At 74.6% G+C, this 14,171-nt stretch carries 13 protein-coding genes and 1 pseudogene; 9 read left to right on the top strand and 5 right to left on the bottom strand.

Features of this window, described 5'->3' with window-relative positions:
• Nucleotides 1–96: 96 nt before the first annotated feature.
• Nucleotides 97–525: a hypothetical protein gene (locus ABT095_RS06850; RefSeq protein WP_350528221.1), complete on the top strand. Its 429-nt coding sequence runs from the start codon at nt 97–99 to the stop codon at nt 523–525.
• A gap of 45 nt (nt 526–570) precedes the next feature.
• A pseudogene (locus tag ABT095_RS06845) lies at nt 571–1,794 on the top strand (IS4 family transposase).
• A gap of 239 nt (nt 1,795–2,033) precedes the next feature.
• On the opposite strand, the gene ABT095_RS06840 reads toward ABT095_RS06845, so the two are convergent.
• Nucleotides 2,034–3,221, bottom strand: a complete 1,188-nt coding sequence (locus tag ABT095_RS06840; RefSeq protein WP_350528281.1) for a TerD family protein — start codon at nt 3,219–3,221, stop codon at nt 2,034–2,036.
• Nucleotides 3,222–3,399: 178 nt separating this feature from the next.
• Here ABT095_RS06840 and pepN point away from each other — a divergent pair, with 178 nt between their 5' ends.
• Nucleotides 3,400–5,889 carry an aminopeptidase N gene (gene pepN, locus ABT095_RS06835; protein ID WP_350528220.1) on the top strand — a complete coding sequence of 830 codons (2,490 nt, stop codon included), beginning with the start codon at nt 3,400–3,402 and terminating at the stop codon, nt 5,887–5,889.
• A gap of 123 nt (nt 5,890–6,012) precedes the next feature.
• On the opposite strand, the gene ABT095_RS06830 is transcribed toward pepN, so the two are convergent.
• Nucleotides 6,013–6,966 carry a hypothetical protein gene (locus tag ABT095_RS06830; RefSeq protein WP_350528219.1) on the bottom strand — a complete coding sequence of 318 codons (954 nt, stop codon included), beginning with the start codon at nt 6,964–6,966 and terminating at the stop codon, nt 6,013–6,015.
• 419 nt (nt 6,967–7,385) lie between these two features.
• Here ABT095_RS06830 and ABT095_RS06825 point away from each other — a divergent pair, with 419 nt between their 5' ends.
• Complete coding sequence (locus tag ABT095_RS06825; protein WP_350528218.1) at nt 7,386–7,775, top strand: SsgA family sporulation/cell division regulator; 390 nt, start codon at nt 7,386–7,388, stop codon at nt 7,773–7,775.
• Between the two features lie 4 nt (nt 7,776–7,779).
• On the opposite strand, the gene ABT095_RS06820 is transcribed toward ABT095_RS06825, so the two are convergent.
• Nucleotides 7,780–9,174 carry a GAF domain-containing protein gene (locus ABT095_RS06820; protein ID WP_350528217.1) on the bottom strand — a complete coding sequence of 465 codons (1,395 nt, stop codon included), beginning with the start codon at nt 9,172–9,174 and terminating at the stop codon, nt 7,780–7,782.
• A 216-nt stretch (nt 9,175–9,390) separates the two neighbouring features.
• Here ABT095_RS06820 and ABT095_RS06815 point away from each other — a divergent pair, with 216 nt between their 5' ends.
• Entirely contained in the window at nt 9,391–10,011 is a 621-nt protein-coding gene (locus ABT095_RS06815; protein WP_350528216.1) for a DUF3592 domain-containing protein, read from the top strand.
• 299 nt (nt 10,012–10,310) lie between these two features.
• The gene (locus ABT095_RS06810) at nt 10,311–10,811 is read left to right on the top strand and encodes a hypothetical protein (protein ID WP_350528215.1); all 501 of its coding nucleotides are present in this window, start codon (nt 10,311–10,313) and stop codon (nt 10,809–10,811) included.
• Between the two features lie 18 nt (nt 10,812–10,829).
• On the opposite strand, the gene ABT095_RS06805 is transcribed toward ABT095_RS06810, so the two are convergent.
• A complete protein-coding gene (locus tag ABT095_RS06805; RefSeq protein WP_350528214.1) occupies nt 10,830–11,759 on the bottom strand; it encodes a M56 family metallopeptidase in 930 nt (309 codons plus the stop codon).
• Nucleotides 11,759–12,142: a BlaI/MecI/CopY family transcriptional regulator gene (locus tag ABT095_RS06800; protein WP_350528213.1), complete on the bottom strand. Its 384-nt coding sequence runs from the start codon at nt 12,140–12,142 to the stop codon at nt 11,759–11,761. The genes ABT095_RS06805 and ABT095_RS06800 overlap by 1 nt, the downstream gene beginning before the upstream one ends.
• A 112-nt stretch (nt 12,143–12,254) precedes the next feature.
• Between ABT095_RS06800 and ABT095_RS06795 the strand changes: the two genes are divergently transcribed.
• The 3 genes from ABT095_RS06795 to ABT095_RS06785 all read left to right on the top strand — a co-directional run bounded on the left by ABT095_RS06795 (nt 12,255) and on the right by ABT095_RS06785 (nt 14,159).
• The gene (locus tag ABT095_RS06795) at nt 12,255–12,905 is read left to right on the top strand and encodes a DedA family protein (RefSeq protein ID WP_350528212.1); all 651 of its coding nucleotides are present in this window, start codon (nt 12,255–12,257) and stop codon (nt 12,903–12,905) included.
• Nucleotides 12,902–13,540, top strand: a complete 639-nt coding sequence (locus tag ABT095_RS06790; protein ID WP_350528211.1) for a phosphatase PAP2 family protein — start codon at nt 12,902–12,904, stop codon at nt 13,538–13,540. Before ABT095_RS06795 ends, ABT095_RS06790 begins: the two co-directional genes overlap by 4 nt.
• A gap of 106 nt (nt 13,541–13,646) precedes the next feature.
• Nucleotides 13,647–14,159 carry a pyridoxamine 5'-phosphate oxidase family protein gene (locus ABT095_RS06785; protein ID WP_350528210.1) on the top strand — a complete coding sequence of 171 codons (513 nt, stop codon included), beginning with the start codon at nt 13,647–13,649 and terminating at the stop codon, nt 14,157–14,159.
• The last annotated feature ends 12 nt before the right edge of the window (nt 14,160–14,171 follow it).

Genomic DNA, 14,171 nt, shown 5'->3' with positions numbered 1-14,171 from the left:
AGCACCATGTCCCAGCCGTGCCGGACCGTCACCGCACGCCCTCGACCGGGTGGGCGGTGGCGGTCCGGACGTCCGTCTCCTCCACCGGGAAGGCACATGACTTCACTCCGCCCCAACCACCGAGTCCTGCTGCCCGCCGGACTGATCTGGACGGTGCCGACCGTCCTCAAGGCGCTGTCTGCCGACGATCCGGTGAGCCGCGCCGGCTGGTGGGTCGGCGCGGCGCTCGGCGTCGCCGTGGCGGCGGCCTGCCTGGTGCCGTTGCTCAGTGTCGGCGCCGACGGGCTGCGCCGCTGGCGCCGTGGCCGCCGGGTGACCGAGCCGCTGCGGGAGGTTGCCCGGGTGAGTGCCGACGACCGCCACGGCACCCCCCACCTCGTGGTGGAACTGCGCGGCGGCGGGTCCACCGCGCTGCCCCTGCGGAACACCTCGGGAGCCAGCCGCCGGGCCTTCCTCGCCGCCCTGCACGAGCACCTGGCGCCCGGCCTGGTCACGCCGGCGGCGGAGGCGGCCCTCGGAGCCTAGGGCCAATGCCGGTGACTTTGTGGTCTGTGCCTCGTTGGGTGTGGTGTGGCGAGGGTGGGGCAGGTCAAGTCGCCTGCAGGTCAGCGGTTGTCGGACCGGATCGCGATCGGGGTGCTGACTCAGGCGTTTCCGCCGGGTCTTGTTGATGAGGTGATCGCGGAAACCGGGCGGGGCGAGAAACGCAGCCGGCTGTTGCCGGCGCGGGTGGTCGTGTACTTCGTCCTGGCGATGTGCCTGTTCTTCGGGCAGGGCTACGAGGAGGTCGCCCGGCTGCTGGGCGAGGGACTCGGGGACGGGCGACGGTCGTGGCGGGTGCCCACGACCGCCGCGATCGGCCGGGCCCGCCGACGACTGGGCCCCGAGCCGCTGAAGGCGCTGTTCGCGCGGGTCTGCCGTCCGGTGGCGGTGCCCGGGACGATGGGGGCCTGGTACCGGGGCCGGCGTGTGGTGGCGGTGGACGGCACCACGCTGGACCTGGCGGACACCGAGGCCAACGACGCGTTCTTCGGCCGCCCGGGCACAGGCCGCGGGCCGGGCGCGTTCCCGCAGGCCAGGGTGGTGGGGCTGGCCGAGTGCGGCACGCATGCGGTGTTCGGCGCCGAGGTGGGACCGCTGTCGCTCAGCGAGCAGACGCTCTCCCGGCGGCTGTTCGCCCGCCTGGAAGCAGGGATGCTGCTGCTGGCGGACCGGGGCTTCTACGGCTTCGAGCTGTGGCAACAGGCGAAGGCCACCGGAGCGGACCTGCTGTGGCGGGTACGCAAGAGCGCGAACCTGCCCGTCATGCGTGTGCTCGGCGACGGCTCCTACCTCAGCACGGTCCACGCCGAGCCCGACCGCCGCAGCCGCCGCAACCCGGTGACAGTACGGGTCGTCGAGTACACCCTGGCCCGCACCGGCGACGCCATCGTCTACCGGCTGGTCACCACCCTCCTCGACCCCGAGGAGGCACCCGCAGCCGAACTGGCCTCGCTCTACGCCCAGCGCTGGGAGATCGAGACCACGCTGGACGAGATCAAGACCCACCAGCGCGGCCCCAAGCTCGTCCTGCGCTCGAAGTACCCGTAGGGCGTCGAGCAGGAGGTCTACGGCCTCCTGCTCGTCCACCACGCGATTCGGCAGTTGATGCACCAGGCAGCCCTCCGGGAGGGTCTGGACCCCGACCGCCTGACCTTCACCCGCAGCCTGCGGGTCGTTCGCCGTCAGGTCCCCGCCCAGGCGGCGCTTTCCCCCCGGCAGGCTCGCCAGGGCACTGACCCGCACCCTGGCTGAGATCACCGAACGCCTACTGCCCCCACGCCGTCAACGGACCTGCCCCCGCGTCATCAAACGCAAGATGTCCAACTGGCCCCTCAAGCGGGCCCAACACCACAACTGGCCACCACCACAACCAGCAACACCAACCCTCACCCCGCGCGGCACGACTTAAAGTCACCGGCATTGACCCTAGGGCCTGTCCGGCCGTGAGAGGCGCGCGGGCCGTGACGGCCGGGGAGACCGCCAGGCGGGCGTCAGAGCAGGGCCGCCGCCGGCTTGACCATGGCGCGGGCGGTCTTGGCGTCGACGTACTCGCCGATCGCGGTCATCACCCACTCGCCGGAGTACTGGCGGACCAGCTTGCACATCACCACGCCGGTGTGCGGGGCGGCCTGGGCGAGGTCGAAGCGGACCAGTTCGGCGCCGGTGGAGGCGTCGAGGAGGCGGCAGTAGGCGTTCTTGATGTCGGTGAACTTCTGGCCGGAGAAGGAGTTGACCACGAAGACCAGGCCGCAGACCTGGGGCGGCACGCCCTCCAGGTGGACGGTGATGGACTCGTCGTCGCCGTCGCCCTTGCCGGTGAGGTTGTCGCCGGAGTGGGCGATCGCGCCGTCGAAGATGGACAGCTTCATGAACCAGGCGGTCTCGACCTTGTTGCGCTGAGCGTCGAAGGCGATGCAGGAGGCGTCCAGGTCGATGTTGCGGCCGTGCTTGGCGGGCTCCCAGCCCAGGCCCATCCGGACCGAGGCGAGGAAGGGCTTGCCGTTCTTCTCCAGCGAGACGGAGCCGCCCTTGACCAGGTTGACCTTGCCCTTGTCGAGGGTCACCTTGGTGGTGCCCGGCGGCGGCACGTCGGGGGAGGACATCGGGCGGGGCGGCGGCGGGGGAGCGGTGGGCATCGGCGGCGCGGGCGCGGCGGCGGGAGCCGCGGTGGCGGCCGCCGGGGTGGGCTGCTCGACGGAGACGCCGAAGTCGGTGGCGATGCCCGCCAGGCCGTCCGCGTAGCCCTGGCCCACCGCGCGGACCTTCCAGGAGCCCCCGCGCTGGTAGACCTCGACCACGATCAGCGCCGTCTCCCGGCCCAGCCGGGGCGGGGTGAAGGTGACCAGGACGTCGCCGGAGTCGGCGTCGCGCACGGTGGCGGTCGGCTCCGTCCCGGCGAAGGCGGCGCTCGAGTCGTCGAGGCTGGCCGTCACCACGACCCGCTCGATGCCCGGGGGCAGCGCGGTGGTGTCCACCGTGATCGCGTCGGGCGCGCCGCCGGCGGCCGGGCGGTGGGTGACGCCGGGCCCGTTCGGGGCGTTGAAGAAGACGAAGTCGGCGTCGGAGCGCACCTTGCCGGCGGCCGTGAGCAGCAGGCCGGAGACGTCCAGCGCCTTGGGCGCCGACACCTCGACCGTCACCCGTGCGGCCGTGAGCGGGGCGTTGCCGCCCTGGGACAGGACCGTGGACACAGTGCTCTCCTCCTGAGGTGTGCTGCCGGGGGGATGGGGCCCCCGGGTACCGTCGCCCACCCTAACCAACCGGACGGTCGGACCGGGGTGAGGCCTGCCGCCCGTCTCGACGGGGCGTCAGAAAGGCTCTTGTGGCCAGGCCCGGGGTGGGGAAGCATGCACAAATATGCCAGCACTCCAACGCGCCGAGGCGCTCACCCGTGCCCGCCTGCTCACCGTCCACGAGTACCAGCTCGACCTCGACCTGACCAGGGGCGAGGACCTGTTCGGCTGCACCACCGTGATCCGGTTCGACTGCGCCGAGCCGGGCGAGGGCACGTTCCTGGACCTGCGTGCCGCCGTCCTGCGCCGCGCCGTGCTGAACGGCCGCCCGCTCGACCTGGCCACGCCGGCCGACCACCGCCTCCCGCTGCCCGGCCTCGCGGAGCACAACGAGCTCCTGGTGGAGACCGACCAGCGCTACTCCCGCACCGGCGAGGGCCTGCACCGGTTCGTCGACCCGGCCGACGGCGCGGTGTACGCCTACGCCAACAGCAGCCCCGACGCCGCGCCGCGGTTCTTCCCCTGCTTCGACCAGCCCGACCTCAAGGCCCGCTTCGCCCTGACCGTCGCCGCGCCGGACGACTGGACGGTGATCGCCAACGCCGCCGGCGGGCAACAGGCGCCCGGCCGGTGGGAGTTCGAGCCGACCCTGCCGATCAGCACCTACCTGGTCACCCTGGTGGCCGGCCCGCTGCACTCGGTGTACGCCGAGCACGACGGCATCCGGCTCGGCGTGCACTCCCGCCGCTCGATCGGCGCCGCGCTGGAGCGCGAGGCGCCGGAGATGTTCGAGCTGACGGCGGCGAGCTTCGACCGGATGCACCGGGTGTTCACCGAGCGCTACCCGTTCGGCAAGTACGACCAGGCCTTCGTGCCCGAGTTCAACTGGGGCGCGATGGAGAACCCGGGCTGTGTCACCATCGCGGACCGTTTCGTCTTCCACGCCCCGCCCACCGAGGGCGACCGGGAGACCAGGGCGATGGGCGTGGCGCACGAGATGGCGCACATGTGGTTCGGCGACCTGGTCACCATGAAGTGGTGGGACGACCTCTGGCTGAACGAGTCCTTCGCCGAGTACCTGGGCTACCGGGTGATCACCGAGGAGACCCGCTTCACCGAGGCCTGGACCACCTTCGGTATCCGCCGCAAGTCCTGGGGCCACGACGCCGACCAGCGCTCCACCACCCACCCGATCGCCGCCACCGGGGTGAACGACATCGCCGAGGCGATGGTCAACTTCGACGGCATCGCCTACGCCAAGGGCGCCTCGGCCGTGCGCCAGCTGGTGGCCTGGCTGGGCGACGAGGCCTTCTTCGCCGGGATCAACGAGTACCTGGCCCGCCACCGCTACGGCAACGCCGACCTCGGTGACTTCCTGGCCGCGCTGGCCGACTCCAGCGGCAAGGACGTCCGGGGCTGGGCCGAGCGCTGGCTGGCCACCACCGGACTGGACACCCTGCGGGTGGAGACCACGGTCGAGGCCGGGCTGGTGACCGGCGCCGAGCTGGTCGCCGAGGGCACCCGGCCGCACCTGGCCGGAGTCGGGGTGTACGACCTGGTGCAGGGGCGGCTGGTGCCGCGCGAGTCGTACGAGGTGGAGGTCGCCCCCGGCGGCCGGGCACCGCTGCCCAAGCTGCTCGGCGGCCCGGTGCCCGCGCTGGTGCTGCCCAACCACCAGGACTCCACCTGGGCCAAGCTCCGTCTCGACCAGGCCTCCTGGCACTCCGTCCGCACCGGCCTCGGCACCCTGCACGACCCGCTGACCAGGGCCGTGCTCTGGGAGCACGCACGGGACTTGGTCCGGGACGGCGGGATCGGCCCGGCCGAGTACCTCACGGTGGTCGAGCAGCACCTGCCCGGAGAGTCGGTGGACGCCGTGGTCGAGACGGTGCTGCTGTTCGCGCGGCAGGTGGTCGTGCAGACCTACCTCGCCCCGGCGGAGCGGGCCGGCGGGCACGCGGTGCTGCGCGCCGTCAGCCGGAAGCTGCTCGAGCGGCCGGGAGCCGGTGCGAGCCTGCGGCTGGTCGCGCTGCGCGGCCTGGTGGAGAACTCGACCGGCGAGGCCGGGCTGCTCTGGGCCCTGCTCGACGCCGACCGCGAGGAGCTCGGCGTGGACCGGCAGGAGCTCGGCGTCGAGCTGCGCTGGGCCGTGCTGGCCCGGCTGGCCGCGCTCGGCGAGGTGGACGAGGAGCGGATCGCGGCCGAGCTGAGCTGCGAGCCGAGCGACGTCGCGCAACAGGGCGCCGAAGCCGCCCGGGCCGCCCTGCCCGGTGCGGCGGCGAAGGAGGCCGCCTGGCAGCGGATCTTCACCCCCGGGGTGCTGTCCAACCAGACCCTGCTCGGCGCCGCCGCCGGGTTCTGGCTGTCGGAGGGCTCCGAGGGCCAGGATGCCTATGTGGCACGGTACTTCGCGGAACTCCCGGCCGCCGGGGCACGCGGGGACGTGGTGGTCCGCACCCTGCTCGGCCGCCTGTTCCCGGCGGGTGCGGTGTCGGCGGAGACCGTCCGGCTCGCCGAGGAGTGCCTGGCGGGCGAGGGTCTGACTCCGGCCACCCGGCGGCTGCTCGCCGATCAGCTGGACGACCTGCGGCGGGCGGTGCGGGTCACGGACTGACGGTGCTCGGCGGGAGCCGGGCCGGCCGGCGCTGGGACGGCGTCGGCGTCGACAACGCCCACGGCACGGCCTGGCGGTGAGGTGAGTCCCGGGCGGCGGGCCGGCCGCCCGGGACTTCTCCGCTCAGAAGGTGCCGCGGACGGCCAGGGCGCGGGAGCTGTCGGGGGCGAAGCCCGAGGCGGCCCAGGACTCCGGGACGGTGGTGGCCTGGCCGGTGCTGCGGACGCCGAAGACCTGGTCGCCCGGCTGCAGGGCCGGCAGGGTGAAGCGGTAGACGATCGTCGACCGGTCCTGGGTCAGGGTGACCACCGCGTCCGGCACCGAGCACCACGGGGTGGTGCCCGGCAGCGCCTCGGGCCGGGCGAGCCGCAGCTCGACCTGGACGGCCGTCAGCGGCTCGGCCGCGTGCAGGGTGAGGGTGTGCACGGTGCCCGAGGCGCCGAGCTCGTCCCGGGCGGCCTGGCCGCTGAGGGCGGGCGCGGGCTTGGCCGGGGGCGGGGTCGGCGCCGTCGGCTTGATCGGGGCGGTCGGCCCGGTGGACACCGGCGGAGCGGTCGGCTTGGCCGGCACCGTCGGCGCGAGGTGCCCCGGGGCGCTCGGCGAGGGCGAGGGCGACGGCGAGCCGGTACCGGTCGGCGACGGGGAGGCGATCGGCACGGCCGGGGCGGAGACCGGGGCACCGGCAGCGGCGGTGCGGCCGGCGGCCGGTGCGGTGCTCGGGTGCGCCTGGGAGCTGTGCGAGGGCGAGGGCCGGTGCGACTCCTCGGGGTGGTGCGACTGCTCGGCCTGCGCGCCCAGCGCCCGGGGTCCGGGCATGGCCTGCTGGGACGGCGAGCCGGCGGGGTCGGTGCTGTTCTCCGGCGGGTTGCCGCCGACGGCGGAGGTGTCCTGGCGGCCGATCTGCTGCTGGGTGCTGACCAGCCAGGTGGTGGCCGCGCTGATCCCGAGCACGGTGGACATCGCCATCGCCGCCCCGGAGAAGCGCAGGCTCGGCAGTGCGAACCGCCCGCCCACCGGGCCCGGACGGCCGTGCCGGCGGCCGGACTGCTGCCGCTCACCCACCCTGCGGACCGTCACCCCGGCCTCCTCTCGTCGACACCGCGGGCCGGCCCGCCGACTGCGGGCGCCCTCGAGCCGCCCGCCGCCGATACGACAGGCCGATTCTCCTACGGTGACACGAGACTACCAGTGCCATGGCACTCTTCCGCCAGTGCGGTGTGGTGCACTTGAACACCCGAGTCCACTGCCCGGTCGGTGAGTTGACGGTGTGACAGTCGACTTCCGGCCGCCACCGGCCGATCGGGGGTTGCAACCTCCTGCAACCTTTGCCGGATCGCCCGGCGTCCAGCACTCTTGCCCCTGACCCCAGCCGCCTCGGAGAGACTGTCATGCCGCGCGACCCGCTGTCAGCTGCCTCGCCCCCGCCATTCGCCGCCACCCCCACGGGCGACGAGGCGGGTCGCCCTGCTGCCGTTCCGGCGCTGGTGGAGGAGGTCATGACGCTGCGGATCGCGTTGGACCAGGATCTGGTCGGGGAGGTGCGTACGCGGTTCCGGTACGACCCCGAGCGCCCGTACGAGGTGCTGCTCACCTTCCATCTCGGGCGCGCGGACGAGGCGGACTGGGTGTTCTCCCGCGAACTGCTCCGGGACGGCCTGCGGGGCCTCAGCGGCCAGGGCGACGTGAAGCTCTGGCCCGCGTACTGCCCCTGCCACGGCTCGACCCTGCACCTGGCGCTGGAGTCCCCGTACGGCAGCGCGCTGCTCGAAGCGTCCAAGCCCAGGGTGAAGGCCTGGCTGGACCGGACGTACCGCAGCGTCTCGCAGGCCCAGGAGGAAGCCGCCCTCCCGACGGACGCTCAGCTGGCCTCGCTGCTCCAGGGCTGACGCGTCACTGGTGGCAGGATGACGGCGCCATCAACTGGGCGCTGCTCAGCGGCAGGCCGCGCGGGCGCCCGGTGAGGGCGGCGGCGGGGGCCGGAGCGGGCAGCCGGGTGGTGCCGGCCAGCAGGCCGGCCCGCAGTTCGCGGACCCAGGGGCCGGTGGAGCCGGGCAGCAGGTCGTACGGGTCGGCCGGGCCGGTCACGGTGACCTCGGCGGAGCGGGTGAGCCGGTAGGGCCGGTGGTCGAGCAGGCCGCCGAGGTAACGGCGCAGCCGGGAGACCTCGGCGCGGACCGTCACGGTGCGGGCCGGGTCGCCGAACAGGGCGTCGGCGAGCTGGGCGGCGGTGCGGCCCTCGCGGTGCAGGCAGAGCAGCAGGAGCAGTTCGGCGTGGCGCGGGCTGAGGGTGTGCGACCAGCTGCCGACCGAGCCGGAGACCAGCAGTTCGGGCCGGTCCGGGGTGCTCAGGTCGAGTCTGACCCGGGCGCCCGCGGTCTGTTCGACCACCTCGCCGGTGGTGGCGGTCAGCGGCCGGATCAGCCAGCCGTCCGCGATCGGCTCGACCGAGCACTCGCCGAGCGAGGGCAGCCAGTGCACCGGCGCGGCCCCCCAGCCCTGGGCGGGCAGCCGCAGTCTCGGTACCGGCGGCAGACCGACCGTCGCGGCCGTCCACCCGGCCTGGTCCACCACCAGGGCGGGCTCGCCGAGCCGGGCGAGCAGCGGGGCGGCCACCGTGCGCAGCTGGTGCAGCCCCTCCAGCTGTCTCGCCCGCAGCTCGGCCTCGGCCAGCCGGGCGGCGGTGACGGCGAGTTGGAGCAGGTAGGGGGCCATCGTCCGGGCCGGGCCGCTGAGGTCCACCACACCCGCGAGGCGGCCGGTGCGGGGGTCGTGCACGGGGGCGGCCACGCAGGTCCAGCCGTGGTGGCTGCGCAGGTAGTGCTCGGTGGAGTGCACCTGCATGGGCCGGCCAGTGCGCAGCGCCGTGCCGATGCCGTTGGTGCCGACCTCGTCCTCGACCCAGCGGGCGCCGCTGTCGAAGCCGATGTTCTCGGCGGTGCGGCGCAGGGTGCGTTCGCCTTCGTGCCAGAGCACGTGGCCCTCGGAGTCGGCGACGGCGAGGATCAGCGGCGTACCGGTGGTGGGTGTGAGCAGGGTGGACCGGAGCACCGGGAGGATCTCGGCCAGCTGGGTCGCCTGGCGGCGGTGCTCGACCTCGGCGGTGCTCAGCCGGTGCGCGTTGCGCCCCCGCTCCGGGTCGAGGCCCAGCCGGCGAAGCCGGTCCCAGGAGTCACCGATCACCGAGCGCACGGCACCCGGCTCGGTCTCCTCCCCGTTCAGGGCGCTCTCGTAGACGGCGGCCGCGGTGGCGGGGCCCTCCTGGGCCGCCCGGGGGCTCTGCTGCAAACCGTCTCCCCGTCGAGTCGTCCGCGCGGACCGCGCCGTCCGCTGCCAGGGTAAGGCCGCGGGAGGGCGGGGTGACGGAGTTGCGAAATCTTTCATACCGCTTGGAAGCGGTGTTTTGACAGTAGCTCGACAAGTCTACGGGCGTGGAACCACGCGGGCCGAGCGGGCGTCTCTCGGCGGGAGTTCGGGGCGGGAGCGATCCACGGGGGTGGGCAAGTGCCGGGTATTTTCGGGGCGTTCGGGGCGGTGTTCGGAGTCGTCGGGCTGGCGTTGGCGGCGGGAGGTCTGGCCCTGGCCGCCTTCCTGCTGTACCGGGTCGTACTGCGGCGCCGGACGCTCGAGGCCGGGCTGACGGCCGAGGCCGAGTGCCTGGAGACGTACGTGACGAGTGAGGCGGCGTACGACGAGGACCGGGACCGCTACACCCGCACCATGCGCCACGTGATCCTCGGCTTCCGGACCGAGGACGGCCGGGACGTCCGGATCAGGGACCGGTCGGGCGCGCCCCGGGTGGTGGGCGACTTCGTGACGGTCCGGTACCTGCCGGAGCGGCCGCAGGACGCGGCGGTGGCCGGACGGCCCACCGGGATCTTCGCGGTCGGGGTGGGCCTCGGGCTGTTCTTCTGCCTGGTGACGGTCGGCGTGGGCGTGCTCTTCGCGGTGTTCGGCTTCGCGTTCGGCACCGTCGCCGAGGTGGTCCCGACCCACGGCTTCCCGAGCGGCTTTTCGAGCCCCGGTTGGCCGAGCGACCAGCCGGGCCCGGGCTTCCCGAGCGTGGTCCCGGTCGTGCCGGGGCCGAACGGTGTGCCGACCCCGGTCTGGCCGAGCGGGTTCTGAGGGCGGGCCTCGTCTGACTCGTTCCGGCCCCGGGTACATCCCTGGCAGCGGCCCGCTCCGGGGCCCACTGACGGGGGCGGACGGATGGACCGATCGAAGAGAGCCGGCGTGCTCGTCGCGGCCGGGACGGTCGTCGCGGTGGGGGCGGCGCTGATGGCCTGGCGGCCTCCGAGAGCCCGCCGGGCCCGCCGAGCCGGCCGGGCCCGTCGCGGGCGCCGCAGTTGGCCGGGCCGTTCCCGGGGCTCAGCGCGCTCGTCGCCGAGGATGCCGCCGCCGCGGGACATCCGGGGGTGACCGGCGTGTGGCCGGTCCTCATCACCACGCCGGACGAGGCCGTCGTCTGGCAGACGACGGCCGGGGAGCTCTGCTTCGGGGTGATGCACATGATCGGAGCGGTGGAGCCGGACAACCTGCGAGGCATCACCTGTCGGCTCACCGCCCTGGTGCCCACGGGCCCCGATCCGGCCGTGGCTGTCGTCCTCCCGTCCACCCGGGTGGGCGACCAGAACTGGGTCACCCTGGTGGCCGCCGAGGGGGAAGAGGTCCGGCGCGTCGCCTGCGGCAGCAGTCAGGTGGGCGTGGCGGGCGAGGGCCCGTACCCCGGCGACGACAGCGGCACGAGCCTGTCGCACGCCGCCGCCCTGCGGGGGCCCGGCGGCCGGCGGGTCGACCTGTACTCCTACGTGACGCCCTGGCCGGTCTCGGGGACGGTCCAGGTCGACACGGACGTGGCGCCCGGGCTTGGCCTGGGCGGGCCCGTCGCCGTCGGCGGCACGGGGGACGGGCACTGCTCCGGGTAGGTCGCCCGACGGGGCGGGTCAGCGGGTGGCGGCCTGGGCGGACTCGACCGTGCGGTGCAGGTCGGTGGTCGCGTCGAGGGTGGTGGCCGCGGTGAGCGCCAGGCAGGCGGTCAGGGCGAGGGCGGCGGCCGTGCGGGTGGCGCTCGCCCGGGGGCGGGTGGCGGGGGTGAGCAGGGCGGCGACCCGGCGCGGGACGGGGCCGGTGTGGGCGGCCGGGGCCAGGAGTGGGCGGTCGGGGCGGGGGGCCTTGGCGGCGGCCAGGGCGGCGCGGCCGACCGCGCGGGCGGTGGCGGCGCGGTCGCCGGTGGCGCGGGCGGCGCTCTCGTCGGCCCAGCGTTCGAGGTGGTAGCCGAGCGGGGTGCGCAGCTGCCGTAGGGCGGGGTGGAGCACGGCCGCGTACTCGGCGAGGGCGAGGAAGAGGTGGTGCCGCCCGGCCAGGTGGGCCCGCTCGTGGGCGAGCAGGGCGGCCCGCTCGGGGCCGTCGAGGGCGCGGAGCATGCCGGTGGTGACCACCACCTGCCCGCGCTGCCAGGGCAGACCGGGCAGCGCGAAGGCGTCGGCGCGCTCGTCGTCGAGCACCGCGAGCGCGGCGGTGCCGGGGCCGACGACGGCCCGGGCCCGGCGCAGGTCGGCGAGCTGGCGGCGGGCCGTGCGGACGGCCAGTGCTGCGGTGGCGGTCAGCGCGAGCGCGGCGGCCGTGGCGGTGTACGGGGAGTCCGGCAGCCAGTGCGGCGAGAGGTGCCCGAGGGCCGCGACCGGCGGGAGCCGGAGCAGCGCGGTGCCGGCGGTCAGGGCCAGCGCGGTGCCGGCGGCCGCCGCCAGCGTCGCGGCGGTGCCGGCCAGCAGCAGGGCGGCGGCGCGGGGTGCGAGCTGCTCGGCGAGGCGGCGGGCGAGCGGCGCGGCGAGCAGCGGGAGCAGGAGCGGCAGCAGCAGGCTGAGCGTCGGCATCAGGCCTCGCCGAGGAGGCTGCGCAGGAGGCGCTCGTCGTCCGAGGAGAGGTCGGAGACGAAGCGGGCCAGCACGGTGGAGCGGTCCTGGTTGCGGCCGAGCTCGTGGTGCATGCGGCGGGCGGTGAGCCCGGCCGCGTCCTCGACGGTGGGGGTGTAGGCGAAGCCCCGGCCGGCCTTGTGGCGCTGGACCTGCCCCTTGTCGTGCAGGCGGGCCAGGATCGTGGCCACCGTGGTGCGGGCCAGCCCGTCGCCCAGTGCGTGCTGGATCTCCTGCGGGGTGAGCGGCCCGGCGGCGGCCCAGAGGGCGGCGAGCACCTGGGACTCCAGCTCCCCGGCCGAGCGGCGCTGCGGCGACGCGGGCCCCGGCACGGGCTCCGGCATATCGCGCTCCCTCCCTCTTTCGTCTACAGTCGCGTAGACCGTCTACAGCACTGTAGACGGTCGAGGTGCCCCGGAAGGGGCCGCCTCCAAAAGTACGGGAGGTCCGCCAGCCTTGCTCCACCCATCCGCCCATCTCGCGGTGAACGTGCTCGACGCCTCGTCGCTGCTCGCCGCATTCGGCGCCCTCGGGATCGCCGTGGTGCTCTTCGCCGAGACCGGCCTGCTGGTCGGCTTCTTCCTCCCGGGTGACTCGCTGCTCTTCACGGCGGGCCTGCTCTGCGTGCCCGGCGCCACCTCCGGGCCGCAGCTCCAGCTCGCCCAGGTGCTGCCCGCCGCCGTGGTCGGGGCACTGCTCGGAGCCCAGACCGGCTATCTCATCGGCCGCCGCGGCGGCCGCGCGCTGCTGGCCCGCAGCAGGCGCCGCGGCCTGCACGAGGGCGCCGCGCGGGCCGAGGAGTTGCTCGCCAAGTACGGCCACGGCAAGGCGATCGTGCTGGCCCGGTTCATCCCGGTGGTGCGGACGGTGCTCAACCCGCTCTGCGGCGCGCTCGGCGTGCCGGCCCGGACCTTCGCGCTCTGGCAGGTGCTCGGCGGGCTGGTCTGGACGGTCGGCGTGGTGCTCGCCGGGTACGGCCTCGGCTCGACCGTGCCCAGTATCGACCGTTATCTGCTACCCATCATCGGTCTGGTAGTAGTTGTCTCCGTGATCCCCATTGTTCTCGAACTGTTCAAGGCCCGTCGCCAGGGCGGAGTCGCCCGGTGAACCTCATCGCCTACGACGGCAGCGGCATCGACGGCGGCCTCTACACCCGCGTGGTCGGCTGGGCCGACAGCGCGCCGGGCTGGCTGGACCAGCTGGTCAAGGTCTGGTCCGCGCTCGGGCTCGGACTCTTCGCGGTCTTCATGCTCCTCGCCTGGTGGCGGGCGCGCGGGGCCGGCTCGGTGGTGATGGCCCGGGTGCTGGCCTCGCCGGTGATCGTGGTCGCCGCCTACGCGGTCAACTCGCTGCTCAAGGGCATGGTCGAGGAGAACCGACCCTGCCAGCAGCTCAACGTGCGCGGCACGCTGGAGGCCTGCCCGGGCGCCGGTGACTGGTCCTTCCCCAGCAACCACTCGGTGATCGCCTTCGCGGCCGCCACCGCACTGGTCCTCGCCTACCGCCGGCTCGGCTGGTACGCCTACCTCGCGGCGGCGCTGATGGCCGCCTCCCGGGTCTGGGTCGGCGTGCACTACCCGCACGACGTGGCGGTGGGCGCGCTGGTCGGCGTCCTGGTCGCCCTCCCGCTCGCGGTGCTCGCGGGCCGGGCGGCCCCGCTGGTCGACCGCCTGCGCGGCGGCCCGCTCGGGCCCTTCCTCGGTACCGGGCCCGCCCCGGCGTTCGAGGCGGCCGGGCGCTGACCACTCCCTTGTGCGGGGTGCCGCGCGGGGAGAGCATGTGAGCCGGGTGAGGCGGACGCCTCACCCGGCTCCGCTGTCTCGTGCGCAGGTGTGGAGGGGATTCGCGATGGCTTACCGGCTCGACATCACCCAGGGCGACTGGCCCGCCGAGGAGTTCGCCAAGGGGGTGGAGGGCATCCTGGCGGAGAGCATGGTGCTCACCCTCGCCACCGCCGGGCCCGAGCGCGGGCCGCACGCGAACCTCGCGTTCTTCGCCCATGACGAGGATCTGGTGCTCTATTTCGTCAGCGAGCGCTCGACCCGGCACAGCGTGCACCTGGCCGAGGAGGCCCGGGCGGCCGCCACCGTCTTCCTGCCGCCGCCGGTCTTCGGCGAGCAGCTGCGCGGCGTCCAGCTGACCGGGCTGGCGGGCGAGGCCTGGGGCCACCAGGCGGAGGCCGCCTTCGCCGCGTACCAGCGGCGGTACCCGAGCTTCGGGCGGGATCCGGAGGTGCGGGAGCAGTACCTCGCCGGGGGCGGCGCGGCGGCGCTCTACCGGTTCCAGGTGGAGGAGCTCACCGCCGTGGACGAGCCGCACTTCGGGCGCCGGAACTACCTGCGGGCCCGGGTGCTGCGGTAGCCGCCGGGTGCC

It is taken from the genome of Kitasatospora sp. NPDC002227 (assembly GCF_040296285.1).
In the GTDB taxonomy this organism is placed as follows: Bacteria; Actinomycetota; Actinomycetes; order Streptomycetales; family Streptomycetaceae; genus Kitasatospora.
This window is presented reverse-complemented; position numbering and strand designations above follow the sequence as displayed.